A 26,022-nucleotide genomic window follows, 5' to 3' on the forward strand; every position below is an offset into this window, starting at 1 on the left:
TGTGATGAAACCCTTGTTCCTTATCATTCCGGCTTTGTTTCTGGGGGCTTGCACTGCTACCCAGAATAAACCCATAGCCGATGATCCCTATTATGCGCCTGTGTATCCCGAAGCACCGCCGACCCGGATAGCGCCGACCGGCTCTATTTATCAGGATAGCCAGGCGTCTTCGCTTTACTCGGATCTGCGGGCGCACAGGGTAGGGGACATCATCACTGTGGTGCTGGTGGAGTCGACCCAGGCGAAGAAAAGCGTCGGTAACAAGATCAAGAAAGGCTCGGACATGTCGGTGAACCCGCTCTATATGGGCGGCAGCAATGTCACCATCAAGGGCAATCCGCTGGATTTCCGTTACGGCGACAGCATGGATACCAATCGTGAGGCCGATGCCGATCAGAGCAACAGTCTCTCCGGGCAGATCTCGGCCAATGTGATGCAGGTGCTGGGCAATGGCAACCTGGTTATTCGCGGTGAAAAGTGGATCACCATCAATAATGGCGACGAGTTTATCCGGGTAACCGGCATTATTCGGCCGCAGGATATTACTCCCGAGAACACCATAGATTCGCCCAAAGTCGCCAATGCCCGTATTCAATACAGTGGTACCGGCACCTTTGCCGATTCGCAAAAGGTGGGCTGGCTGAGCCAGTTCTTCCTCTCTGACTGGTGGCCTTTCTGAGGATAAGCTCATGAAAATCAAATTAATCATGGCACTTGCCTGTTTGCTGGTTTCCCTGCCGGGACAGGCCGAGCGCATCAAGGATATCGCCGATATCCAAGGGGTCAGGGATAACCAGTTGATAGGCTACGGTCTGGTGGTAGGTTTGCCGGGCACCGGGGAGAAGACCCGTTACACGGAGCAGACCTTCAAGACCATGTTGAAGAATTTCGGCATCAATTTGCCGGATAACTTCAGGCCCAAGATCAAGAATATTGCCGTGGTGGCAGTGCATGCCGATATGCCACCCTTTATCAAGCCGGGACAAACCCTGGATGTGACGGTATCGAGCCTGGGTGAAGCCAAGAGCCTGCGCGGCGGTACTTTGCTGCAGACTTTCCTTAAAGGGGTGGACGGCAATGTTTACGCCATCGCCCAGGGCAGTCTGGTAGTCAGCGGTTTCAGTGCCGAGGGGCTTGATGGCTCCAAGGTCATCCAGAACACGCCAACCGTGGGCCGCATTCCCAACGGCGGCATAGTCGAGCGTGAAGTGGCCAGCCCTTTCGGTAATGGCGATCACCTGACTTTTAACCTGCACAGAGCCGATTTCTCCACCGCCAAGCGCACCGCCGATGCCATTAATGGCTTACTCGGCCCGGGTATGGCACGGGCGCTCGATGCTTCTTCCATTCAGGTAAGTGCCCCCAGAGATGTGTCACAGCGGGTATCTTTCCTGGCTACCCTGGAAAATATTCAGGTTGAGCCTGCCGATGAATCGGCCAAGGTGATAGTCAACTCCCGTACCGGCACCATAGTGGTCGGCAAGGACGTTAAACTCCTGCCGGCGGCAGTGACCCATGGTGGCCTTACCGTCACCATTGCCGAAGCGACTCAGGTTTCTCAGCCCAATGCGCTGGCCGGTGGCCAGACTGCGGTGACCAGCAACAGCACCATAGATGTGGCTCAGGACAATAGACGTATGTTTATGTTCAACCCGGGCACTTCCCTCGATGAGTTGGTGCGGGCGGTGAATATGGTCGGCGCGGCACCATCGGATGTGTTGGCCATCCTCGAAGCCTTAAAGATGGCAGGGGCTTTGCATGGTGAACTCATCATCATCTGATTAATGGCACATTGGTTTATCGACTATGAACAAAATGGCTGATGCTTCGCAATTTCTGGATCTCGGTGGGCTGGACAAGCTCAGAGCCCAGGCGCAGCAGGATCAAAAGGCGGCGCTTAAAGAAGTCGCGCAGCAGTTTGAAGGCATCTTTGTGCAGATGTTGATGAAAAGCATGCGTGATGCCAATGCGATATTTGAATCCGACAGCCCGATGAACAGCCAGTACACCAAGTTCTACGAGCAGATGCACGATCAGCAGATGTCGGTGGAGCTGTCCTCCAAAGGCATGTTGGGGCTGGCGGATCTCATGGTGCAGCAGTTGTCACCTGAAAACTCCGACATTACCCCGGCCTCAGTGCTCCGCGGTGATGTCGATAACCGCAGTGTCGCGGCCTTAAACGGCGGCCAAACGGAGAAGATATCCGGTGTTGAAGCAGCAGCGGCCAAAGCATCCGCGCTGCCAAGCAATGACAGCCTGCAGCAGGTCTTGAGCGGCAAAGTATTGCCGTCATGGCGGCAGGCGAGGCCGGCAATCGGCAGCCAGGAAGAGTTTGTCAGACAGCTTTATCCCCATGCCAAGGCCGCTGCCGATGCTTTGGGGACTCAACCCGAAGTGCTGCTGGCGCAATCGGCTCTGGAAACCGGCTGGGGCCAGAAAATGGTCCGTGGCCATAAAGGCGAGTCCAGCAACAACCTGTTCAACATCAAGGCCGACAGGCGTTGGCAGGGCGAGAAAGCGGCAGTGTCGACCCTGGAATATGAGCAGGGCACAGCTGTGCGGCAAAAGGCGGACTTCCGGGTGTATGACAGTTTTGAGCAGAGCTTTAACGACTTTGTCAGCTTTATTTCCGACAACGATCGTTATAGCCAGGCGCGCAAGATGGCCGCCAATCCCGGCGAATTTATCAAGGCACTGGCCGAGGCGGGATACGCCACGGATCCTCAATATGCCAACAAGGTGATGAAAGTGCTGGATACCATCAAGGCCGATTTTGGCCAATTGTTGCAGGAGTTCGGCTCAAAGCCGGGCCAGTAAAGGTGCAGGAGCGATAACCCATGTCTATGGATCTGTTCAGTATAGCCCGCAGCGGGATACTGGCCGCCCAATCACAATTGGGAGTGACCAGTAACAATATTGCCAACGTCAATACCGAAGGCTATCACCGTCAGGTGGCAATTCAAGGCACCTCCACCTCAATGCGTCTTGGCAATAACTTCTATGGCACAGGTACCTATGTGCAGGAAGTTAAGCGTATTTACAACGATTATGCCGCCAGAGAGCTGCGTATCGGCCAAACAGGGCTCAGTGCCGCCGAGGCCAGCTACACCAAGCTCAGCGAGCTGGATCAGCTGTTTTCCCAGATAGGCAAGGCGGTGCCAGCCTCATTGAACGACTTTTTCTCCGGCCTCAACAGCTTGGCTGACCTGCCCTCTGATCTGGGGATCCGCGGCTCTGTGCTCAACTCGGCCTCGCAACTGGCGCAGAATCTCAATCAGATGCAGAGCCATCTGAGTGGCCAGGTGCAGCAAACCAATGATCAGATTGAAAGCATTACCACCAGGATCAATGAGATCAGTAAAGAGATGGCGCAGATCAATCTTGAACTGATGAAGACGCCGGGGAACGATGCGCAGCTGCTGGATAAGCAAGATGCCCTGATCCAGGAATTGAGCCAATATGCCGAAGTCAATGTGATCCCGCTGGAAAACGGTGCCCGCTCCATCATGCTGGGCAGCTCCTTTATGCTGGTATCCGGTGAAGTGGCCATGACCATGGGCGTGACCACAGGTGACCCCTTCCCCAATGAGCCTGAGCTGACCTATAGCCTTGGTGGCAGTGAATTAAAGGCAGACCCCGCCAAGCTTGGTGGTCAACTGGGCGCCTTATTTGATTTTCGTGACAATACCCTGATGCCCGCCAGCCATGAGCTGGGGCAGTTGGCGCTGGGGATTGCCGATGCCTTTAACGAGATGCAGTCCCAGGGCTTCGATCTTAATGGCGAGCTGGGACAACCTATTTTTACCGATATCAATGACCCTGTGATTGCCGCCGGCCGTGTCGGCGCCTATTCGGGTAATCCGGGCACAGCTTCCTTGAGCGTTAATATCGATGATGTCGGCGCCCTGTCCGGCAGCAGTTATGAGCTGAACTATACCAGCGCCGGTACTTATGAACTCAAGGATATGAAGACGGGAGCCGTGACTAACCTGACGCTCAACGGCAACACTTTGGAAGGCGCCAACGGTTTCAGTATCAATATCGACGCCGGTGCCATGGCCGCCGGTGACAGGTTTGAAATACGGCCAACGGCCAATGCGGCAGCCAACATAGGTGTAGTGATGTCAGATCCCAAGGGCATTGCCGCTGCGGCGCCGAAAATCACCGCCGGGACAGGTAATTCAGGCAGCACTTCAGTGAAGTTGGTCAGCATAGATGACAGAAGCGTGGCTAACTTCCCCGTGACTGACAGTGAGCTGACATTCACCTTGGATACCAGTGTCAATCCGCCTACCTATGAAGTCTTTGATGTCAACGGCGCTTCTTTGGCAACCGGGACGGCCGCAGGCACTCCGCCGCAGATCAGCGCCTTTGGCTTTACCTTCGAAGTTGATGGCAGCAGTGGCGGCAGTGAGAGTTTCACTTTTGATCTCAGCTTTGCGCCGGGTGACAACACCAATGCCGTGGCCATGGCCAAGCTCAGTGACAGCAAGATAATGAACAATGGCAAGTCGACCCTGGGAGATGTGTTTGAAAAGACCAAGCTGGATATTGGCAGCCAAACCAAATCCGCCCAGGTGAGGGCCGGTTCGGCGGAGGCCATTTACAACCAGGCCTATGCCAGGGTGCAGTCGGAATCCGGGGTTAACCTGGACGAAGAGGCGGCCAACTTGATGCAGTTCCAGCAGGCCTACCAGGCATCGGCACGGATCATGACCACGGCCAATACCCTGTTCGACACTTTGTTCAGTTCGGTTCGATAGGAGCTTGAGAGATGCGTATTTCAACTTCACAGATGTACCAGCAGAACTTAAACAGCATTCTACAGAAGCAAACGGATACCAACAGGATCCTCGAGCAGCTCTCCAGCGGTAAAAAGGTTAACACTGCCGGTGACGATCCTGTGGCGGCTATCGGTATAGACAATCTCTATCAGCAAAACGCGCTGGTGCAGCAGTATCTCAAGAATGTGGACTACAGCAAGAATCATTTGTCGATGGCGGAAAGCAAGCTCGGCAGTGCCGAAACTCTGGTTACCAGCATTCGAGAGCAAATGTTGCGTGCAGTAAATGGCACCCTGGCACCGTCAGAGCGGCAAATGATTGCCGACGAGCTGCGCGGCAGTCTGGATGAACTCTTGAGTATTGCCAATACCCAGGATGAGTCAGGCAACTATCTGTTCTCCGGATTCAGCACAGACAATCAGCCGTTTGCCTTCGATGCCAGCGGCAACATGGTTTACAGCGGTGACAGCGGCGTTCGTGACGCCTTGGTGGCTCAAGGGGTTGCCATGGGCACCAACATCCCGGGGGACTCGGCCTTTATGAAGGTGCCCAATGGTTTGGGTGACTATGGCGTCAATTATTTGGCCTCTCAAACCGGGGACTTCAGGGTACTCAGCGCCAAGATAGATAACCCCGCGGCTCATGTGGCCGATACCTACACCTTTAACTTTACCGACAATGGTGCCGGTGGGGTTGATTTGGAAGTGTTGGACTCGGGTGGCACTGCGGTGGCTAATGTGGCCAACTTCGATGCCAGTAATCCCGTGAGTTTCAATGGCATTGAGGTGAAGCTGGATGGCACGCCGGCTGGCGGGGATTCCTTCACCATGGAGCCCGATGCCGAGGTACCTATTTTCGATACCATTCAGCAGGCAATCGATCTGCTGGAGGATCCCAACCGGGTCAATACCCCGGAAGGAAAAGCTGAGTTGGCACAGTTATTGAATAACGTTGATAGCGGCTTGAATCAGCTCAGTGTGGCCAGAGGGGTGGCCGGGAATAATCTCAAAAGCCTCGAAAGCTACAGCTCCAATCATACAGAGGAAGAGCTGGTGAATAAGTCGGCATTGTCACTGCTGGAAGATCTCGATTACGCCTCGGCGATAACCGAGTTTCAAAAACAGCAGCTGGCGTTGAACGCCGTTTCAAATGTGTTCAGCAGAGTGGGTTCTGTTTCCCTGTTTGACTTTATTTAACAGAAAGCAAAGACCTACCCGTCTGTCAGATAAATTGTTAACAAATTTAGCCAAGCTCCGAGTCTTGGCGCTAAAACTAGGAAGAGGAACTCAACATGGCTATTACCGTTAATACTAACGTGACCTCGATGAAGGCACAGAAGAACCTGAACATATCCAGTGGTAACCTGGCGACCTCTATGGAACGCCTGTCCAGTGGTCTTAGGATCAACAGCGCCAAGGATGATGCCGCGGGTCTGGCTATCTCCAACCGTTTGAACTCTCAGGTTCGCGGCTTGGAAGTGGGCATGCGTAACGCCAACGACGCGATTTCCATCGCCCAGATTGCCGAAGGTGCGATGCAAGAGCAGACCAATATGCTGCAACGTATGCGTGACCTGGCCATCCAGTCTGAAAACGGTGCCAACAGCACCGCCGATCTGCAGGCGCTAAAAGATGAAATGGATCAACTGCGTGATGAGATCACCGCTATCGGTAACAGCACTGCCTTTGGTAACACCAAGCTGATGACTGGTGAGTTCTCCGGTGGCAAGCTGTTCCAGGTCGGTCACCAAGACGGTGAAGACGTGACAGTGACGGTCAAAACCAATAATGCCGCATCAATGTCGGTAAATGCGCTGACGGTACTGACTTCTGCCGGTCGTGACTCTGCCATTGGCAAGATTGACGCCGCCATCAAAAACATAGATACCCAGCGCGCTGAATTGGGTGCGGTGCAAAACCGTCTGGCCCACAATATCAGCAACAGTGCCAACACTCAGGCCAACGTTGCCGATGCCAAGAGCCGTATCGTGGATGTGGACTTTGCCAAGGAAACTTCGGCCATGACCAAGAACCAGGTACTGCAGCAAACGGGTTCCGCCATGCTGGCTCAGGCCAACCAATTGCCTCAGGTCGCGCTTTCTCTGCTTGGCTAATCGAGTGGAAATGGCAATATCGTCAGTGGTTTCATCACCACTGGCGATATTATTTTTCTCAAACAATCATTGAGTTAAGAAGAATTGATGATTTTTTGAAAAAAATGACTAAAGATCAAAACAGGGGTGCCGTTAAAGATACTGTAACCAGTAAGACCCGCCTGGCTCAAACGAAGACAGGCTAGTTTTCCAAGCCAGGTAAAGAGGAAATCATTATGGCTATTACAGTAAACACCAACGTAACATCACTGAAAGCTCAGAAAAACCTGAACATCTCCAACGGTAGCCTGGCTACTTCAATGGAGCGTCTGTCAAGTGGTCTGCGTATCAACAGTGCTAAAGATGATGCTGCAGGTCTGGCGATTTCTAACCGCCTGAATAGCCAGGTGCAAGGTCTTGAAGTCGGCATGCGTAACGCCAACGACGCTATCTCCATCGCCCAGATCTCTGAAGGTGCGATGCAGGAGCAGACCAACATGCTGCAACGTATGCGTGACCTGGCCATCCAGTCTGAAAACGGTGCCAACAGTACTGCTGACTTGCAGGCGCTGAAAGACGAAATGGATGCGCTGGCAACTGAAATCACAGCTATCGGTAACACTACCGCCTTTGGTAACACCAAGCTGATGACAGGTAGCTTCTCTGCCGGTAAAAAGTTCCAGGTAGGTCACCAGGATGGCGAAGATGTAACAGTTAAAGTGAAGACCACCAACGCTGGTACTCTCTCTGTTAACTCTCTGACTGTACTGACTTCTGCTGGTCGTGACTCAGCTATCGGTAAGATCGATGCCGCTATCAAGAACATCGACTCACAACGCGCCGAGTTGGGTGCCATCCAGAACCGTCTGGCACACAACATCAGCAACAGCGCCAACACTCAGGCCAACGTTGCCGACGCCAAGAGCCGTATCGTGGACGTGGATTTCGCCAAAGAAACCTCTGCCATGACCAAGAGCCAGGTGCTGCAACAGACAGGTTCGGCCATGCTGGCCCAAGCTAACCAGCTGCCACAGATTGCACTGTCACTGCTGTAATCTTTCAGGTTAGCTATCGCGTCAGTAAAAGGGAGGTTCGGCAACGGATCTCCCTTTGCTGCATTCATGGAAGGAAGATATTGAAGGCAGTTAGGTCAACTGAGTGGAGAATAGGCGATGGAAGTTACTACCTTATCCAATGCTGTCCCAGTGAGGACAGAAGTGAAGCCGGGACAGTTGAAAGAAGCTGCCCCCAAGAACGCGGAAACCGAGGCGACAGCCTTGCTCAAGCCGGTCGATGAGGCGGAGCAGAACAAGGAGGCGCAGCAAGATCCCGAGCAGCTGCAGCAGGTGGCGGAAGAACTCTCCAATACCATGTCTATGATGCGCAAGGGACTGGCATTCAAAGTGGATGAAACATCCGGTACTCACGTTGTCAGCGTGATGGATGTAGACTCAGGGGATGTGATAAGACAGATCCCCAGCGAGGAAGCTTTGGAGCTGGCTGCTAAACTTTCAGAAGTAGCAGGACTGCTGATGAAGACGGAAGCCTAAAAGGCTTAACGTGAGATAGAGGTTGATATGGCATTAACAGCAACAGGTTTGGGGTCGGGGCTCAATATTACCGAGATAGTCAAGGTCTTGGTTGACGCCGAGAAAGTGCCTAAAGAGGCGATTTTCAATAAGACCGAAGATACGATAGATGCCAAGGTTTCTGCCATAGGAACCCTCAAGAGCCAGCTGTCCAAGTTCCAGGATGCGCTGAAAAAGCTCCAGGATGGCGGCGCCTTGAATCAACGTACTGTCACCTTGGGCAACGAAGACTTCTTTACTGCCACTGCAGGTAAAAACTCTTTGCCCGGCTCCTACAACATCAAGATTGAGGCCTTGGCACAGCAACACAAGGTTGCCGGTGCTGCCACCGCCGATGCCAGTGCCGCGGTCGGTGAAGGAAGCCTACAATTTGCGGTCAATGGCGAGAATTTCAGCGTCGATGTGGAAGCCACAGATTCGCTCGAAGATATTGCCAAAAAAGTGAATGCCAATGCTGATAATTCGGGGGTTACCGCCACTGTCATTACCAGTGATGCCGGCAGCCGTTTGGTATTCAGCTCCGACAAAGAAGGCACGGATAACCAGATAAGCGTAACCGCAACTGATACTTCAGGCACCGGGCTTTCAGATATGTTTGGTGCCGGTAATCTTGAAGAGATCCAGGCTGCCAGCAACGCCGTACTCTATATTGACGGCCAGAAGCTGACTTCCCAATCCAATGAAGTGAAAGACGCCATCCCCGGCGTGACGCTCAACCTCACTGATGCTGATGTCAACAAGACCACCAAGCTGACCATAGCTCAGGATACCGATGCGGTTAAAGAAAACGTCAAAGGTTTTGTTGATGCCTACAACAGCCTGATCACCTCGATAGAAAAGCTCTCGGCCTATGATGTAGACAAAAAAGAGGCTGCAGCGCTGCAGGGGGACTCCATGATCCGCTCACTGGAATCTCAGTTACGCTCCGGGATCAGTGACAGGGTGGCGACGGCCGACGGTACTATTGCACTCTATGATATTGGCATTAAAACCGACAGATATGGCAAACTCTCGATTGATGATGCCAAGCTTGATGAGGCCATCAAGACCAATATGGACGGGGTCGAAGCGCTGTTTTCCACCAAGGATACCGGCCTAGCCAACGCTATGGATGAATTGGCCACGACCTACGTCAAGGCCGGCGGTGTAATAGACACCCGCAATCAGGCCTATACCGGCGATAAGCAACGTCTTGCGGATCAGCGTGAGGCCTTTGCCCTTAAAATGGAGTTGCTGGAAGCCAGATTGACCAAACAGTTCAACGCCATGGATCTGGTGGTTGGCCAGTTGTCAGCACAGGGACAGAACGTTATCGGTGCCCTGAACTCCTTGCCGGGTGTCGTCAAGAAGAGTAGCTGATTGGGATAAAAGATGCAGGTAACTGAAGAACTGAATCAGATCAACGAATTGTTGCGCCGGGCTCTGGATTGTTTACTGACAATTCCCGCCGAGGATGAAAAAACTGACGAGTTGGTCTCTAATTTGCAAGAGCTGGTAAGCAGGCGTCAAACTTTGCTCCAGACCCTGATAGAGGAAGTGCAGAGTCCTGAGTTGCTAGAGGAGCAATTGGAGCTGACTGCCACTTTTGAGCAGCATGCCAAAGCGATACGCCAACAAAGGCAGGAGCTATTGGCGCTCAGGAGTCAGAACAAACGTCAGGTCAATGTTTACAAGTCTATAGATGCAAATAGGTAGGTATTTATGAGAGGGTCGCTACAGTCTTATCGTAAGGTGTCATTGGAGAGTGAAATCTCAGTTGCATCACCGCACAGGATCATTCAGTTGATGTTCAACGGCGCATTGGAGCGTATTGCCCAGAGTCGTTACGCCATAGAGCAAGGCGACCAGTCGTCCAAGGGAATTTTCATCAACAAAGCGATTGGTATTATCACAGGTCTCAGCAACAGCCTGAATATGGAAGCCGGTGGTGAGATAGCCAAGAATCTCAGCAACCTTTACGACTTTATGCTGCGGCGTATCTCTGAGGCCAATCTGAATAATGATGTTCAGGCGCTGGATGATGTTGCAGCCGTGCTGCGGGACATCAAAGAAGCCTGGGATGCCATTCCCGCTGATAAACATCACCTTACGGCTCACGAAGAAAACCGTTGAGTTATTAACCATTCGAGATAAAGGCGCCTTTGGCGCCTTTTTGACTTGCGCCATTTAATTGACGATATTGGCTCTTAAGTGCTGAATTTGGACTAAAATCAGGAAGGGTTAGGCAGAAAAGCCATCCTAGGCTTGCTTATATCGTGCCGATAATACAATATTCAGCATTGCTACAAATTTAGCTGAGTATGTGAAGAAAGCATTGCCAGACTTTCCAGAGCAACTAACACTAATAATTAATGCGAATCCATAATTGCCAAAGCTTAGCGGCCCACTGAATGATGCATACAGATCAACGAATTTTACTTGTCGGAAACCCCTCTGAGCGCACCAGTCGCTTATCTTGTGTTTTAGAGTTTATTGGTGAGCAAGTGGAAGTTGTGGCTCCCGAGGCTATCGACGCGCAATCTCCGGAAACTCGATGTCGGGCCATGATATTGGTCAGTGACGGCATAGAGGACGAGGCGCTGCAGTCGCTGATGCTTAAACTGCCATGGCAGCCTATGTTGCTGTTGGGGCAAAGCAATGCCAATCCTTCCAATCTACTCGGCAAGATTGAAGAACCTCTCAGCTATTCCCAACTGACTGAACTGTTGCATTTTTGCCAGGTCTTCGGTCAGGTCAAGCGGCCACAGGTACCAACCAGTGCCAACCAGACCAAGCTGTTCCGCAGCCTGGTAGGGCGCAGCGACGGCATTGCCAATGTGCGCCATCTGATTAACCAGGTTTCGGGATCTGATGCCACTGTGCTGGTGCTCGGACCCTCTGGTACCGGCAAGGAAGTGGTCGCCCGTAATATTCATTATCTTTCAGAGCGTCGCGATGGCCCTTTTATTCCGGTCAACTGCGGTGCCATTCCACCAGAGCTGTTGGAAAGTGAACTGTTTGGCCATGAGAAAGGCTCCTTTACCGGTGCTATCAGTGCCCGTAAGGGACGTTTTGAGCTGGCCGAAGGCGGCACCCTGTTCCTCGATGAGATAGGTGATATGCCGCTGCAGATGCAGGTCAAGCTGCTGCGGGTGTTGCAGGAAAGAGTATTTGAACGTGTGGGTGGCAATAAGGCGATTACCGCCGATGTGCGAGTGGTAGCTGCGACCCACAGAGATCTGGAAACCATGATTGAAGGCGGTGAATTCCGCGAAGATCTCTTCTATCGCCTCAATGTGTTCCCCATCGAAATGCCACCTCTGTGTGAGCGTCGGGATGATATTCCGCTGCTGCTGCAGGAGTTGGTCAGTCGGGTCTTCAACGAAGGCAAGGGACGGGTGCGCTTTACCCAACGCGCCATCGACTCTCTCAAGGAACACGCCTGGTCGGGCAATGTCCGCGAGCTGTCCAATCTGGTAGAAAGGTTGACTATCCTCTATCCGGGCGGCCTGGTCGATGTTAACGACCTGCCGGTTAAGTATCGCCATATCGATGTGCCCGAGTATTCGGTCGAGGTCAGTGAAGAGCAACTGGAGCGTGATGCCTTGGCATCGATCTTCAATGACGAAGAGCCGGTCGATTTGCCAGAGACACGTTTCCCCAGTGAGCTGCCTCCGGAAGGGGTCAATCTCAAGGATCTCTTGGCCGAATTGGAAATCGATATGATACGTCAGGCGCTGGATCAGCAGGACAACGTTGTTGCCCGCGCCGCTGAAATGCTGGGTATTCGCCGCACCACCTTGGTGGAGAAAATGCGCAAATACGGCATGAGTAAAGACTAAGCTACTGATAATTTAGATTTTTAAATTGGCATAAACTCTGCATTAACCCTGTCAGCATCGTATTTTTGACGGGGTTAATATGTCTGCAAGCCCACTGGCTCAGCTCGAAACCATCTCTCATCATGGCCGCGAATGGATCCCGGTAAGGGAAGCCGCCAATATGTCCAATCGTATGGAGCATATTCTGCAGGCCATGCCTTCGGGCGTCGTTATCCTCAATGGTGACGGCTTGGTCAGTGAAGCCAACCCGGTTGCCGAATCTTTGTTGGGTGTTCCTCTGGTTGGCCAGCGCTGGCTGACTATCATCAATCGCGCCTTCGCGCCGCAAAAAGACGATGGTCATGAAGTCTCCCTGCGTAATGGCCGCCGGGTGAAGCTGGCGATTACGCCTCTGACCCCGGAGCAGGGGCAGCTGATTATGCTGACCGATCTCACCGAAACCCGACTGTTGCAGCAAAACCTTTCCCACCTTGAACGCTTGTCTGCGCTCGGGAAAATGGTAGCCACTCTGGCGCATCAAATACGCACTCCTCTGTCTGCCGCTTTACTCTATGCCGCCAACTTGGGCAGTCCAAGGCTGGATGCCGGCTCCAGAGAGCGTTTTCAGGGCAAATTACTCGACCGGCTTTCCGAGCTGGAGCAGCAGGTCAATGATATGTTGTTGATTGCCAAAGGTAAGCAAGAGGAAGCCTGCGATAGAGTGCCGTTCTCGACGGTGCTGGAAAAAGTCATGGCCAACTGTGAGCCCATCGCTGCCAGGCAAAATGTTGAATTGAGCCTGCAAATTGAAGGCGATAGCGAGATGCAGGTCAATCTTCATGGCTTGAGTTCTGCCATCAATAATCTGGTGATCAATAGCCTGGAAGCCGGCGCCAAAAGAGTCATTTTGCGCCTGAGCTGCGATCAGGCACTGCGCCTCGATGTGATAGATAACGGCAAGGGCCTGGACAGCAAGATGCAAAAGCAGGTGCTGGAGCCTTTTTTCACCACCAAGCGTCAGGGCACAGGGCTTGGGCTGGCGGTGGTGCAGTCAGTGGTGCGCAGCCACGGCGGCAAATTGGACCTCAGCTGTAAGCTGGGTGCAGGTTGTACCGTCACGCTGACATTCCCGTTAACGACAGACTCTCAAGGAGGCGTGGCATGAGCGAAGCAAAAATTTTGTTGGTGGAAGACGATGCCGCGCTTCGGGAAGCACTGCTCGATACCTTGCTGCTCGCCAGTTATGAGTGCGTCGATGTCGCCAGCGCCGAAGAAGCGATAACCGCTTTGAAAGGTAATCGTTTTGATATGGTGATAAGCGATGTGCAGATGGAAGGTATCGGCGGTATGGGGCTGCTGGATTATCTGCGTCAGCAACATCCGCAGCTGCCGATCCTGTTGATGACAGCCTATGCCACCATCGACAATGCCGTCAGCGCAATCAAGCTGGGGGCCGTGGATTATCTCGCCAAGCCGTTTGCCCCTCAGGTATTGCTCAATCAGGTGAGTCGCTATTTACGCCCCAAGGTGGTTAGCGGCGGCCCAGTGGTGGCCGATGAAAAGAGCCTGGCCTTGCTGGCACTGGCGCAGCGGGTGGCCGCCTCAGAAGCCTCTGTGATGATAAGTGGCCCCAGCGGTTCGGGTAAAGAAGTGCTGGCTCGCTACATTCATCAGCACAGCCAAAGGCCTGACGGGCCTTTTGTGGCGATTAACTGTGCCGCCATCCCGGAAAATATGCTGGAAGCCACCTTGTTTGGCTACGAGAAAGGCGCCTTTACCGGGGCTTATCAGGCTTGCCCCGGTAAGTTTGAACAGGCTCATGGCGGCACCCTGTTGCTCGATGAAATTTCCGAGATGGAGCTGGCATTGCAGGCCAAGCTGCTGCGGGTACTGCAGGAGCGCGAGGTTGAACGTTTGGGGGGGCGCAAGACCATCAAGCTCGATGTCCGGGTGCTGGCAACCTCCAACCGGGATCTAAAAGATATGGTGGCCAAGGGCGAGTTTCGCGAAGACCTTTATTACAGGATCAATGTGTTTCCGCTTGCCTGGCCGGCACTGAACCAAAGACCGGCGGATATCATCCCATTGGCCAAACATCTGTTGGCACGTCACGCTGAAAACGCGGCGATTAACCCGGTTCCAGCTCTCAGCGATGCTGCAGTGCGGCGTTTGTTGGCCCACCGCTGGCCGGGGAATGTCCGTGAGCTGGATAATGTGATCCAGCGGGCGTTGATCTTGAGTCAAGGGCAGATAGAAGCGGGCGATATTATTATCGATTTGCAGGATGTTGCTCTGGGAGAGACCACGGCCCCGGAAACGCCTGAAGCGCTCGGTGATGAGCTCAAGGCTCAGGAGCATGTGATTATTCTCGAGACTCTGGCCCAGTGTCAGGGCAGTCGCAAACTGGTGGCAGAGAAATTGGGGATCAGCGCCCGCACTCTCAGATACAAGATGGCGCGCATGCGCGAGATGGGCATAGAGGTGCCCGCCTGAGTCATCTCCAAAGCGGCCGTTAGGCCGCTTTCCAATTCCATTGTTTTTCTTCAGGCCCTGGGTGAATTCAGGGCGTTTACTTAGCTTAACTTTGACTATTCCATTTTTGGCAAACTAATTGCGTAGAGTCTGGTAACCCAGATTTTTCGTCAATTCGCTGACGACAGGAGTGAGAAGATGCAAATAGGTGCCAATTCTTTATTGCAAGAAATGCAATCACTTAAAGGTGAAATTGCCCCAACGGGATTTCAGTCTTCGCCTGTACGCCAGGTGGGCAATACCACAGGAACTGATTTCGGCCAATTACTGGCCCAGGCCGTAGGCAATGTCAGTGAGTTGCAAAGCACATCATCCAATCTGGCCACCCGGCTGGAGATGGGCGACACCACAGTGTCTCTGTCTGACACTGTCATTGCCCGCGAGAAAGCCAGCGTCGCATTCGAGGCCACAGTGCAGGTGCGCAACAAGCTGGTCGAAGCCTACAAAGAGATTATGAGCATGCCTGTTTAAGGCATGCTTGCATCACAGATCCCGGATAACAGGAACGCACCGTGAGCACAGAATTAGTAGCAGGATCCAATGTTTCCGCCGGTGGAACAACGCTGGAAGGGGTCCAACAGGAAAACAAGTCGGGTGTATTGGGCTCCCTCGGGGGAGTGGATATGCTGCGGCAGATCACCATGATCCTGGCATTGGCTATCTGTCTGGCTCTGGCGGTATTTGTGATGATCTGGGCCCAGGAGCCAGAATATCGGCCACTGGGCAAGATGGATACCCAGGAGATGGTGCAGGTACTCGATGTGCTGGATAAGAACCGGGTACCGTACAAGATTGAAGTCGATGTGATCACTGTGCCTGAAGACAAGTATCAGGACGTGAAGATGATGCTGAGCCGCGCCGGCATAGATTCCAGTGCCGAGGCCAAGGATTATCTGAGCCAGGATTCCGGCTTTGGTGTCAGTCAGCGGATGGAACAGGCCAGGCTGAAGCAGAGTCAGGAGATGAACCTGGCGCGGGCGATTGAAGAGCTCAATAGTGTCAGCCGTGCCAAGGTGATCCTGGCGCTGCCGAAGGAAAATGTGTTCGCCCGCAATCGCGCCAAACCCAGTGCCACAGTGGTGGTCAATACCCGTAGGGGCGGTTTGGGACAGGAAGAAGTTGATGCGATAGTCGATATCGTTGCCTCAGCGGTTCATGGCATGGAACCCAGCCGGGTTACAGTGACAGACTCCAACGGCCGCTTGCTAAACTCAGGCAGTCAGGATGGGGTATCTGCCCGCGCCAGACGCGAGCTTGAGCTGGTGCAGCAAAAAGAAAACGAATACCGCACCAAGATTGACTCGATTCTAATGCCGATCCTCGGTCCGGAAAACTTCACTTCCCAGGTGGATGTCAGCATGGACTTCACCGCGGTCGAGCAAACTGCCAAGCGTTTCAACCCGGATCTGCCATCACTTCGCAGTGAAATGACAGTGGAAAACAACAGCGTTGGTGGCAGCAGTGGCGGCATCCCCGGAGCCCTTTCCAATCAGCCGCCGATGGAGTCCAATATTCCTGAAAACGCTGCCGATGCCGCAGAAAGCAGCAGTGTTACTTCAGGCAACAGCCATAGGGAAGCGACCCGTAATTTTGAGCTGGATACCACCATCAGCCATACCCGTCAGCAGATAGGTGTGGTACGCCGGGTCAGTGTCTCAGTGGCGGTCGACTACAAGGCAGGTGCTGCCGGTGAAAATGGTCAGGTCGCCAGAGTGCCTCGCACAGGTGAAGAGATGGCCAATATCCGTCGCTTGCTGGAAGGCGCCGTTGGCTTCAGCAGCCAAAGGGGTGACATGATAGAAGTGGTGACTGTGCCCTTTATGGATCAGCTGGTTGAAGACCTGCCTGAGCCACCTCTGTGGGAGCAGCCCTGGTTCTGGCGGGCGATGAAACTCGGCATAGGTGCCTTGGTGATTTTGGTGCTTATCCTGTTCGTGGTGCGTCCCATGCTCAAACGCCTCATCTATCCCGATGGCCAGAATATGCCGGACGAACCTGCGCTGGGGCACGAGCTGGCAGATATTGAAGATCAGTACGCTGCCGACACCCTGGGTATGCTCAACCGCCCTGAAAGTGAATACAGCTATGCCGATGACGGTTCGATTCTGATACCGGATCTGCACAAAGATGATGATATGATTAAGGCCATACGTGCTCTGGTGGCCAATGAACCTGAACTGTCCACCCAAGTGGTGAAGAACTGGTTGCAAGAAGATGCCTGAAAAAAAAGCGGATAAACCAGCCGAGAGCGGCTTCGACGTCAAGAATCTCAACGGGATTGAGAAGACCGCCATTTTGTTGCTGAGTCTCAGTGAAGCCGATGCGGCCTCTATTCTCAAACACTTGGAACCCAAACAGGTTCAAAAGGTGGGTATGGCCATGGCGGCCATGCAGGAGTTCGGCCAGGAGAAGGTGGTTGCGGTTCACAAGCTATTTCTGGATGATATCCAGAAATACTCCTCCATAGGCTTTAACAGCGAAGAGTTTGTGCGTAAGGCACTGACTACCGCATTGGGTGAAGACAAGGCCGGTAACCTTATCGAGCAGATTGTCATGGGCAGCGGCGCCAAAGGCCTCGACTCGCTCAAGTGGATGGACGCCAGACAGGTGGCGACTATTATCCAGAACGAACACCCGCAGATCCAAACCATTGTTTTGTCCTATCTTGAACCGGATCAGGCGGCGGAAATCTTTGCCCAGTTCCCGGAAAACACCCGTCTCGATTTGATGATGCGTATCGCCAACCTCGAAGAGGTGCAACCTGCAGCACTGCAGGAGCTGAACGACATCATGGAGAAACAGTTTGCCGGTCAGGGTGGCGCCCAGGCCGCCAAGATGGGTGGCTTGAAGGCCGCTGCCAACATTATGAACTACCTGGATACCGGGGTGGAGAGCCAACTGATGGAAACTCTGCGCGAGTCCGACGAAGAGATGGCGCAGCAGATCCAGGACTTGATGTTCGTGTTCGAAAACCTGATCGATGTCGACGACCGTGGCATTCAGACGCTGCTTCGGGAAGTGCAGCAGGATGTACTGATGAAGGCGCTCAAGGGCGCCGACGAGCCACTGAAGGAGAAGATCCTCGGCAATATGTCCAAACGTGCCGCCGAATTGCTGCGTGACGATCTCGAGGCCATGGGGCCAATTCGTATCAGCGAAGTGGAAGTGGCCCAGAAAGAGATATTGTCCATCGCCCGTCGCTTGTCCGATGCCGGAGAGATTATGCTCGGCGGCGGCGGCAGTGAAGAATTCCTCTGACAGGCGAGTTTGAATGACAGACAAAAAGGTGTCCCACAACATTTTGCCGCCGGATGAAGCGGACGAGTTTGTTAATTGGCAGTTGCCCGATGTGGGTGACGCCATGCCGCTTAAGCCGAGTAATCTGTTTGGCTATAAGCCTGGACGCATAGAGCCCAAGGCCGCCGAAGAGGCTGTATCACCACCGACTTTGGCTGAAATCGAATCTATCCGCGAGCAAGCCGAGCAGGAAGGTTTTGCCGAAGGCAAGGAACAAGGGCTGGCCAAAGGCCTGGAGGAAGGCCGTCTTCAGGGCTTGGAACAGGGGCACAGTGAAGGTTTTGCCCAGGGGCTTGAGCAAGGCCGGGAAGAAGGCTTGCAACAGGCCGCCGCCATGATAGAGCGTTTCGATGCCTTGCTTGCTCAGTTCGAGGCGCCGCTGGCGCTGCTGGATACCCAGATAGAAGAATCGTTACTGACCTTGGTCGGCACTTTGGCGCGCAACCTCATAGCCCATGAGCTGAAGACCCACCCGGAACATATACTGGCGGCGCTCAGGCAAGGGATAGATGCCCTGCCACTCAAAGAGCAGAAAGTGAATCTGCGTTTGCACCCGGAAGATATGGCTTTGGTCAGCGAGCTCTACGGTGAAGAGCAACTGACACGTAACCGCTGGACACTGGAAGCCGATCCCGGCCTCAATCGTGGCGATTGTGTGGTGGACAGCCAACGCTCGCAAGTGGATATGCGTCTGGAAACCCGTTTGGAAGGGGTGTTTGCCAATCTTGAAGCCGAACAATCCATGTTGGCGAAAAAGGCCGCCCAGCAGCAGGCCGCAATAGACGATAGGCCAAGCCCACCGCCACAGGACAGCGAGCAGGAGCAAACGCTTGCAGATGAACAAACAGCCGCAGTGACCGACAAGGCCGAGACCGCAAGCCAAGAGGGCGAACAGCCCAGCGAAGGAGACACTCATGATGCAGCAGCGCCGAAGCCAACTGCTGAGTGAACTCAAACACTTGGCCGAAAAGCAGGCGCCGTTTCAAGCGGTTGCCAGCGGCCAGTTGGTGCGGGTGGTTGGCCTGACATTGGAAGCCAGTGGTTGCCGGGCGCCGGTCGGCAGTCTCTGTGCCATAGATACCATGGCGGGTAAGCTTATTGCCGAGGTGATAGGTTTTGACGATGAGCTATTGTATCTGATGCCGGTGGAAGAACTCAGGGGCGTGCTCCCCGGAGCCAAAGTGATGCCGCTCGGTGAGCAAACCGGGCTCAGCGTCGGTTTGAGTCTTCTTGGTCGGGTGCTGGACGGTAATGGCCAGCCGCTCGATGGTATGGGCGCCCTGCATACAGACGAACAAGCCTCGCGCCACAGCCCGGCAATCAATCCCTTGGCCAGACGGGCGATTACCGAACCGCTCGATGTAGGCGTCAGAGCCATCAACGCAATGCTTACCGTGGGCAAGGGCCAACGTATGGGGCTCTTTGCTGGCTCCGGCGTGGGTAAGAGTGTGCTCCTTGGCATGATGACCCGCGGCACTACGGCCGACATTATTGTGGTTGGCTTGGTGGGGGAGCGTGGCCGGGAGGTGAAAGAGTTTATCGAAGAGATCCTGGGCGCCGAGGGGCGGGCCCGCTCTGTGGTCATAGCCGCCCCGGCCGATACCTCCCCCTTGATGCGCCTTCGCGCCTGCGAAACCTCGACTCGGATAGCCGAGTATTTTCGCGATCTCGGCTATGACGTCCTGCTGTTAATGGATAGCCTGACCCGTTACGCCCAGGCGCAGCGGGAAATCGCCCTGGCGGTCGGTGAGCCGCCGGCAACCAAGGGGTATCCGCCTTCAGTATTTGCCAAGTTGCCCCGTTTGGTGGAGCGCGCCGGTAATGGCGGTGAAGGGCAGGGCTCGATCACTGCCTTCTATACTGTGCTTACCGAAGGGGACGATCAGCAAGATCCCATTGCCGATGCCTCGCGGGCCATTTTGGACGGTCACATAGTGTTGTCACGGGCCTTGGCCGACTCAGGGCATTATCCGGCGATAGACATTGAAGCTTCGATCAGTCGGGTGGCACCTATGGTGATAAGCGAGGCGCACCTGGAAGCGATGCGGCGCGTCAAGCAGGTTTATTCGCTCTATCAACAAAACCGGGATCTGATCTCCATTGGTGCCTATTCCCAAGGCTCGGATCCGCGTATCGACAACGCCATACGCCTGCAACCCGCCATGAACGCCTTTTTGCGGCAGGGGATGCGCGATGCCATTAGTTTCAGCGATTGCCAGCAAATGTTGGGGCAGCTTGCTGCCCAATGTAAGGTGTAATGCCATTCAGTGCGGGAGTTTGCGTGCTCGACAAAAATGCAGTGACAATAGGGGAGCCTGATCTCAATAGAGCGCCGGGTTAAGGCCCGTAAGGCAGGCAATTTTAAGGAATAATACTACAGATGGCGAAACCCGATCCTTTGCACACAGTGTTGAAACTGGCGGTCGAAGCCGAAGAGCAGGCAGCATTGCAGCTTAAAGCCGCGCAAATGGAATGCCAGAGGCGTAAATCTCAGCTGCAGGCGCTGCAGGAATACCGTCTCGACTATATGAAGCAACTCGATGCCCAGCAGGGGCAGAGCATTGGCGCCTCCTATTACCAGCAGTTTCATCGATTTGTGCGTCAGGTAGATGATGCCATAGGGCAACAACTTGCCGTGGTCGCCGAGGCCGATAAGCAGCGGGCCTATAGACAGCAACATTGGCTGGAGAAGCAGCAAAAGCGTAAGGCGGTGGAGATGTTGTTGGAGAAAAAAGCCCTGCAGGCCGAAGCCAAAGCCGCCAAACAGGAGCAGAAACTCATCGATGAGTTTGCTTCCCAGCAGTTTTTCCGTCGCAAGCTCAACCATTGAGCCCATTCCGACATCCATTCCCGGACAATTCCTTAATATTCATTCTATATTTTTTATTGGCGTGAATTTTGCTTTGTTTGAGACAGAGACATTAATTCTGACTCGGCCTATCTTTATCTATTGAGGGCCTAGGTGCTGGAGGAAGGCATGCAGCAGTTATCCAATATCCTGATCGGCAATGCGGGCGGCAAGGGAGTTTCTGCCACAGATGCACTACAATCTACTGATAACGAAGCTTTTTTCGCCGCTTATCAACAGGCGCAGGCTAAGTTCTCGTTCGACTCGCAAGGCGCCAAGCCGGGATTTACCGGTGGCAGTCTTATCAGAGAAGGTGCCCAAGCTGAGCAGGCCGTCGATGTCTCGCTTATTCTGGGGCAAATAGCCATGGGCAAGAAATTGCCGTCTGAAGACGGCACCATAGTCACCGAAGTGGATGAGGTGAGCCTGCTGAAACAGATTGCCGCTCTCACCGGGCTCAAAGAAGATGAGATCAAGGCCATGTCTCCCGAAGAGCAGATGAAGCTCTTGGAAAACCTCAAGCAGGGGAGTGCCGAGCTTGGCATGGTAGTGACAGATAGTCTGGAAGGCGCAGAGGTGATTGCCGCTGACGAAGGCGACGAGAGTGAACAAGACAGTGCCAAACTGGCCGATACTGATGAGAAAGCGGCAAGCAAAGGCGATAGCAAAGCAGAGGATGAAACTATAGATGCTCCTTTGCTGGCTCTCGACAAGGCGGCTGCAACAGCGGAAAAGGCCAAGTCTCAGGAAGGCGAGCAACAAATGGGTTGGCCGGATGCTGATAAGTCAGCGCGTAAGGCGGCGACTCAGGATGGTATGGCTGCTGTGGTTCGTGAAGCTGTGCTCAATGCCGCTGAGGAAAAGAGTGACAAGATCTTGGCGCAAAGCGCAATTGCCGAGAAGGCCAAGACAGATACTGCCGGCAACTTGGGGGCTGCGGTGGCCGCGGCGGCAACGTCTGTTGGCGCTGACGGCAAGAGTGACAAAGCTACGGCCAAGGATGTTCTCGCCAGCTTACTTAAGGCTGAGGTGAAAGGTACTCAGACTGCTGCCGAGGTACGAAGCCCTGTGAGTGACGCCATACATCAGGCGCTCAAGGGCGATGCGGCATCAACCCAGACAGATATCAGCCCATTTCAGCAACAGCTGCATCAACAAGGATTGCAGACTCCCCAGAGGGGAGAGATGGCCCAATATCAACTGTCATTGAGGCAGGGAATAGAGCAATCACTGCAAACCGCCGATATGGTGCAGCGTTTTGCCCCCGTGATGCGGCAGCAGTTGATTACCATGGTCAGTAATGGCGTGCAGCAGGCTGAGATTCGTCTCGACCCACCAGAGCTTGGAGCCATGATGGTCAGGGTTCAGGTGCATGGTGATCAGACTCAGGTGCAGTTCCATGTCACCCAACCACAAACCCGGGATATGCTGGAACAGGCCATGCCCAGATTGAGAGAAATGCTGCAGGAGCAGGGAATGAACCTGGCCGATAGCCACATCTCTCAAGGTGGTCGGGAGCAAGGCGAGCAGCAAGGTGGCAATGGCGGTGGTTTTGCCCAAGAGGGTGCCAATGGTGAAATTTCCGCCGAAGAAACGGCACAAAGCACAAATCACACAACAAGTTATGGCTCGGGTATAGATTATTACGCCTGAGCAGGTAACCTATAGGGATGGTATTTTTCCGCGGGCATTGCGGTTGATTAAGGGAAAGGGTAGAGAATGGCAGAGCAAGAAGAGCTTGAGCTGCAAGAGGCGCCGGCGCCCAAAAGCAAAAAGAAACTCTTTATCTTCGGCGGCATTGGTTTGGTGGTGTTGCTGCTGGTCGGTGCTGGCTTGTGGTTTTTCCTGGGCGGTTCAGATGACACTGCGGTCGATGCGGCCGAAGGTGAGCAGGTAACCGAAGAAGCTCAGGCCAATAACAGCAGGGAAGCCTTCTATGTGGCCATGCCCAGACCATTTCTGTTCAATCTGCCGGGGGCCAACCGTTCCAGGCTGGTGGAGATAAAGGTACAGCTCATGGTGCGTGGCAGTGACGACGATGTCACTCTCAAGAAGCATATTCCCTTGATTGAAGATGCACTGCTGACCACTTTCAGCGGTGCCGATGTTGAAAAGCTCAGCAGCCAGGCAGGCAAGGATGAGCTCAGACAGTTAGCGCTGCTCAATGTACAAAACACACTGCAACCGGTTACCGGCCGTAAAGTCGTTGAGAAAGTGCTGTTCACCGGCTTTGTGATGCAGTAACAGGGACAAGAGGCGAAGGCAATATCGTGAGTGATTTATTAAGCCAAGACGAAATTGATGCGCTGCTTCATGGCGTGGACGACGTCGAAGAAGAGGATGCCCAGGAGTCGGGACACGACGCCCAATCCTATGACTTTTCTTCACAGGATCGTATCGTCCGTGGCCGGATGCCGACCCTGGAAATTGTCAACGAGCGCTTTGCCCGTCACCTGCGGATCAGCATGTTCAACATGATGCGCCGGGCAGCCGAAGTCTCCATTAACGGCGTGCAAATGCTCAAGTTTGGTGAGTATGTGCACACTCTGTTTGTGCCCACCAGTTTGAATATGGTGCGCTTCAGTCCACTCAAGGGGACGGCGCTGATTACCATGGAAGCCAGATTGGTGTTTATTCTGGTGGATAACTTCTTTGGTGGCGATGGTCGCTTCCATGCCAAGATCGAAGGGCGGGAATTTACCCCGACAGAGCGGCGCATAGTACAGCTGTTGCTGAAGATTATCTTTGAAGATTACAAAGATGCCTGGGCGCCTGTGATGGATGTCGAATTCGACTATCTGGATTCAGAAGTTAACCCGGCGATGGCCAACATTGTCAGCCCGACCGAAGTGGTAGTGGTCAACTCTTTCCATATTGAAGTGGACGGCGGCGGTGGCGATTTTCACATTACCATGCCCTATTCTATGATTGAACCCATCCGGGAACTGCTGGACGCCGGGGTTCAAAGCGATAAGCAAGATACCGATATGCGCTGGTCTCAGGCGCTGAAAGACGAGATCATGGATGTCGAAGTGGGGCTGGATGCACGTCTGCTTGAAAAAGAGATGACTCTCAGGGAAGTAATGGAGTTCAAGGCCGGTGATGTGATCCCGGTTGAGTTGCCTGAGCATATAGTGATGAAGATTGAGGACTTGCCTACCTACAGATGTAAGCTGGGGCGGGTAAGGGAAAACCTGGCGCTGAAGATCTGCGACAAGATCCCGCGTCCGGAAACGGTCAAGACCGAACTGCAGCTGGTAACCCGCAAGGGTAAATCCAAGGATATCTCGGATATATAAGGTGATAGAGAATGAGTACTGAAGAGATGGACGATTGGGCTGCCGCCATGGCCGAGCAGGCTGAAGAGGAGGCCAAGGCGGTTGATTTGGATGAGCTCAAGAGCGATGCCAAACCCTTGTCTGAAGAGGAAGCCGCCAAACTGGATACCATTTTGGATATCCCCGTGACTATCTCCATGGAGGTGGGGCGCAGTTTTATCAGTATCCGCAATCTGTTGCAGCTCAACCAGGGCTCGGTAGTGGAGCTGGATAGAGTCGCCGGTGAACCTCTGGATGTGATGGTCAATGGCACCTTGATTGCCCACGGCGAAGTGGTAGTGGTCAACGACAAGTTCGGTATTCGTCTGACGGATGTGATAAGCCAGACCGAACGTATCAAGAAACTCAAATAAGCCGGTGGCCATGACTCAAACGACGACCCAGGCGGCAACCGCCTTGACTCACGACGGTGGCAGCAGCCTGGCGACCATGGCCAGCATGATGGGCGGGCTTATTCTGGTGCTGGCGTTGATTTTTGTGCTGGCCTATCTGGTGAAACGCCTCAATCTGGTGCCGGGCAGCCAATCGGCGATCAAGACGCTGGCAGTTACCCCGCTTGGGCAGAAAGAGAAGCTGGTATTGGTGGAACTGGATGGGCAGCAATACCTGCTGGGAGTCACTGCGGCGCAAGTCTCTTTGGTAGATAAGCTGGAGCGGCCGGTGACCATAGACAATGAGAGCTTCGCCGCCAAGCTCAGGCAGGCCAGGGTGAAACCATCATGAAATATTGGCCACTGCTGCTATTACCTCTGATGCTGCTGCCGGGCTTTGCCCAGGCTCAGGATTCGCTGTTTCCGGCGGTAACCGTGACTACCGGGCCGGATGGCTCGACTCAGTATTCGGTGACCATGCAGATCCTGCTGCTGATGACCGCCATGAGTTTCCTGCCGGCCATGGTGATCATGCTGACCTCTTTCACCCGTATCATAGTGGTCTTGTCTATCCTGCGGCAGGCTATAGGCCTGCAACAAACCCCTTCCAATCAGGTTCTTATCGGTATGAGCCTGTTTATGACCTTCTTTATCATGGCGCCTGTGTTTGACCGCATCTATGATGACGCGGTGCAGCCGTACATGAATGACAGCATGACCTTGCAGCAAGCATTCGATGCCGGACAATCGCCGCTGAAAAAGTTTATGTTGTCACAAACCCGCACCACGGATCTCAACTCCTTTATTGAGATCTCCGGCTACCAGAACATCAACAACCCTGAAGATGCTCCCATGACAGTGGTGATCCCGGCCTTTATCACCAGTGAGCTCAAGACCGCATTCCAGATAGGTTTTATGCTGTTTGTGCCTTTTCTGGTGCTGGATTTGGTGGTGGCCAGTATTCTGATGGCCATGGGTATGATGATGTTATCCCCCATGATTGTTTCCTTGCCGTTCAAGATCATGCTGTTTGTACTGGTTGATGGCTGGACCCTGGTGATGGGCACTCTCGCCGGCAGCTTCGGTTTATAGGAGGCGCAGATGACCCCCGAGTCACTGATCGACATTTTCCGCGAAGCCCTGGCGGTGATCGTGATGATGGTTTCGGCCATAGTGGTGCCCGGGTTGATTATAGGCTTGATTGTGGCAGTGTTTCAGGCGGCTACTTCCATTAACGAACAGACTCTGAGTTTTCTGCCCAGGCTCTTGATGACCCTGTTTGCACTGATGTTTATCGGTCATTGGCTGGTGCGCACCATGATGGATTTCTTTATCGAGATGGTTCACAGGATCCCGCAAGTGGTGGGCTGA

The 26,022-nt window shown here is 53.7% G+C and carries 27 protein-coding genes; all 27 read left to right on the plus strand.

Translation table 11 applies throughout. From position 1 onward, the window contains the following. Positions 1 to 4 precede the first annotated feature (4 nt). The 27 genes from flgH (at position 5) to fliQ (ending at position 26,022) form a co-directional block, all read left to right on the plus strand. Positions 5 to 679 (plus strand): flagellar basal body L-ring protein FlgH, encoded by a 675-nt coding sequence (gene flgH / locus E1N14_RS06950; protein WP_025011051.1) that lies wholly within the window; start codon positions 5 to 7, stop codon positions 677 to 679. Between the two features lie 10 nt (positions 680 to 689). Further along, on the plus strand, positions 690 to 1,781 hold the full coding sequence (locus tag E1N14_RS06955; protein ID WP_025011052.1) for a flagellar basal body P-ring protein FlgI: 1,092 nt from the start codon (positions 690 to 692) through the stop codon (positions 1,779 to 1,781). Between the two features lie 25 nt (positions 1,782 to 1,806). Further along, a complete protein-coding gene (gene flgJ, locus E1N14_RS06960) occupies positions 1,807 to 2,817 on the plus strand; it encodes a flagellar assembly peptidoglycan hydrolase FlgJ (RefSeq protein ID WP_025011053.1) in 1,011 nt (336 codons plus the stop codon). A 20-nt stretch (positions 2,818 to 2,837) separates the two neighbouring features. Beyond that, positions 2,838 to 4,763, plus strand: coding sequence for a flagellar hook-associated protein FlgK (gene flgK / locus E1N14_RS06965; protein ID WP_062793630.1), 1,926 nt, complete (start codon positions 2,838 to 2,840; stop codon positions 4,761 to 4,763). An 11-nt stretch (positions 4,764 to 4,774) separates the two neighbouring features. Continuing rightward, positions 4,775 to 5,980 carry a flagellar hook-associated protein FlgL gene (flgL, locus tag E1N14_RS06970; RefSeq protein WP_062793629.1) on the plus strand — a complete coding sequence of 402 codons (1,206 nt, stop codon included), beginning with the start codon at positions 4,775 to 4,777 and terminating at the stop codon, positions 5,978 to 5,980. A 95-nt stretch (positions 5,981 to 6,075) separates the two neighbouring features. Next, positions 6,076 to 6,897: a flagellin N-terminal helical domain-containing protein gene (locus E1N14_RS06975; RefSeq protein WP_025011054.1), complete on the plus strand. Its 822-nt coding sequence runs from the start codon at positions 6,076 to 6,078 to the stop codon at positions 6,895 to 6,897. A gap of 215 nt (positions 6,898 to 7,112) precedes the next feature. Further along, positions 7,113 to 7,931: a flagellin N-terminal helical domain-containing protein gene (locus E1N14_RS06980; RefSeq protein WP_025011055.1), complete on the plus strand. Its 819-nt coding sequence runs from the start codon at positions 7,113 to 7,115 to the stop codon at positions 7,929 to 7,931. A gap of 117 nt (positions 7,932 to 8,048) precedes the next feature. After that, positions 8,049 to 8,426, plus strand: coding sequence for a flagellar protein FlaG (locus tag E1N14_RS06985; RefSeq protein ID WP_025011056.1), 378 nt, complete (start codon positions 8,049 to 8,051; stop codon positions 8,424 to 8,426). 27 nt (positions 8,427 to 8,453) lie between these two features. Continuing rightward, positions 8,454 to 9,824, plus strand: coding sequence for a flagellar filament capping protein FliD (gene fliD / locus E1N14_RS06990; protein WP_044734078.1), 1,371 nt, complete (start codon positions 8,454 to 8,456; stop codon positions 9,822 to 9,824). Positions 9,825 to 9,836: 12 nt separating this feature from the next. After that, on the plus strand, positions 9,837 to 10,160 hold the full coding sequence (locus tag E1N14_RS06995) for a hypothetical protein (protein WP_025011057.1): 324 nt from the start codon (positions 9,837 to 9,839) through the stop codon (positions 10,158 to 10,160). A gap of 6 nt (positions 10,161 to 10,166) precedes the next feature. After that, a complete protein-coding gene (fliS, locus tag E1N14_RS07000) occupies positions 10,167 to 10,577 on the plus strand; it encodes a flagellar export chaperone FliS (RefSeq protein WP_025011058.1) in 411 nt (136 codons plus the stop codon). A gap of 278 nt (positions 10,578 to 10,855) precedes the next feature. Continuing rightward, positions 10,856 to 12,286, plus strand: coding sequence for a sigma-54 dependent transcriptional regulator (locus E1N14_RS07005; protein ID WP_025011059.1), 1,431 nt, complete (start codon positions 10,856 to 10,858; stop codon positions 12,284 to 12,286). A 79-nt stretch (positions 12,287 to 12,365) separates the two neighbouring features. Continuing rightward, complete coding sequence (locus tag E1N14_RS07010; RefSeq protein ID WP_045282488.1) at positions 12,366 to 13,430, plus strand: sensor histidine kinase; 1,065 nt, start codon at positions 12,366 to 12,368, stop codon at positions 13,428 to 13,430. Next, positions 13,427 to 14,758 (plus strand): sigma-54-dependent transcriptional regulator, encoded by a 1,332-nt coding sequence (locus E1N14_RS07015; RefSeq protein ID WP_054744071.1) that lies wholly within the window; start codon positions 13,427 to 13,429, stop codon positions 14,756 to 14,758. Before E1N14_RS07010 ends, E1N14_RS07015 begins: the two co-directional genes overlap by 4 nt. Before the next feature lie 177 nt (positions 14,759 to 14,935). Then, complete coding sequence (gene fliE, locus E1N14_RS07020) at positions 14,936 to 15,268, plus strand: flagellar hook-basal body complex protein FliE (RefSeq protein ID WP_025011060.1); 333 nt, start codon at positions 14,936 to 14,938, stop codon at positions 15,266 to 15,268. Between the two features lie 41 nt (positions 15,269 to 15,309). Then, positions 15,310 to 17,019: a flagellar basal-body MS-ring/collar protein FliF gene (fliF, locus tag E1N14_RS07025; RefSeq protein ID WP_062793628.1), complete on the plus strand. Its 1,710-nt coding sequence runs from the start codon at positions 15,310 to 15,312 to the stop codon at positions 17,017 to 17,019. After that, positions 17,012 to 18,055, plus strand: coding sequence for a flagellar motor switch protein FliG (gene fliG / locus E1N14_RS07030; protein ID WP_025011061.1), 1,044 nt, complete (start codon positions 17,012 to 17,014; stop codon positions 18,053 to 18,055). The genes fliF and fliG overlap by 8 nt, the downstream gene beginning before the upstream one ends. Positions 18,056 to 18,068: 13 nt before the next feature. Continuing rightward, positions 18,069 to 19,043, plus strand: coding sequence for a flagellar assembly protein FliH (gene fliH, locus E1N14_RS07035; protein WP_025011062.1), 975 nt, complete (start codon positions 18,069 to 18,071; stop codon positions 19,041 to 19,043). Then, on the plus strand, positions 19,012 to 20,352 hold the full coding sequence (gene fliI / locus E1N14_RS07040; protein WP_028779131.1) for a flagellar protein export ATPase FliI: 1,341 nt from the start codon (positions 19,012 to 19,014) through the stop codon (positions 20,350 to 20,352). The genes fliH and fliI overlap by 32 nt, the downstream gene beginning before the upstream one ends. 122 nt (positions 20,353 to 20,474) lie before the next feature. Continuing rightward, positions 20,475 to 20,924, plus strand: coding sequence for a flagellar export protein FliJ (gene fliJ / locus E1N14_RS07045; RefSeq protein WP_025011063.1), 450 nt, complete (start codon positions 20,475 to 20,477; stop codon positions 20,922 to 20,924). Between the two features lie 147 nt (positions 20,925 to 21,071). Then, on the plus strand, positions 21,072 to 22,595 hold the full coding sequence (locus E1N14_RS07050; RefSeq protein WP_062793627.1) for a flagellar hook-length control protein FliK: 1,524 nt from the start codon (positions 21,072 to 21,074) through the stop codon (positions 22,593 to 22,595). Between the two features lie 66 nt (positions 22,596 to 22,661). Beyond that, a complete protein-coding gene (gene fliL / locus E1N14_RS07055; RefSeq protein ID WP_025011065.1) occupies positions 22,662 to 23,186 on the plus strand; it encodes a flagellar basal body-associated protein FliL in 525 nt (174 codons plus the stop codon). 26 nt (positions 23,187 to 23,212) lie between these two features. Beyond that, positions 23,213 to 24,241, plus strand: a complete 1,029-nt coding sequence (gene fliM / locus E1N14_RS07060; RefSeq protein ID WP_025011066.1) for a flagellar motor switch protein FliM — start codon at positions 23,213 to 23,215, stop codon at positions 24,239 to 24,241. An 11-nt stretch (positions 24,242 to 24,252) separates the two neighbouring features. Next, complete coding sequence (fliN, locus tag E1N14_RS07065; RefSeq protein ID WP_025011067.1) at positions 24,253 to 24,633, plus strand: flagellar motor switch protein FliN; 381 nt, start codon at positions 24,253 to 24,255, stop codon at positions 24,631 to 24,633. A 10-nt stretch (positions 24,634 to 24,643) separates the two neighbouring features. After that, the gene (gene fliO / locus E1N14_RS07070) at positions 24,644 to 25,003 is read left to right on the plus strand and encodes a flagellar biosynthetic protein FliO (protein ID WP_025011068.1); all 360 of its coding nucleotides are present in this window, start codon (positions 24,644 to 24,646) and stop codon (positions 25,001 to 25,003) included. A gap of 29 nt (positions 25,004 to 25,032) precedes the next feature. Next, positions 25,033 to 25,743, plus strand: a complete 711-nt coding sequence (fliP, locus tag E1N14_RS07075; protein WP_243756868.1) for a flagellar type III secretion system pore protein FliP — start codon at positions 25,033 to 25,035, stop codon at positions 25,741 to 25,743. Positions 25,744 to 25,752: 9 nt separating this feature from the next. Next, entirely contained in the window at positions 25,753 to 26,022 is a 270-nt protein-coding gene (gene fliQ / locus E1N14_RS07080; RefSeq protein WP_025887440.1) for a flagellar biosynthesis protein FliQ, read from the plus strand.

Source organism: Shewanella algae (genome assembly GCF_009183365.2).
Lineage (GTDB): Bacteria > Pseudomonadota > Gammaproteobacteria > Enterobacterales > Shewanellaceae > Shewanella > Shewanella algae.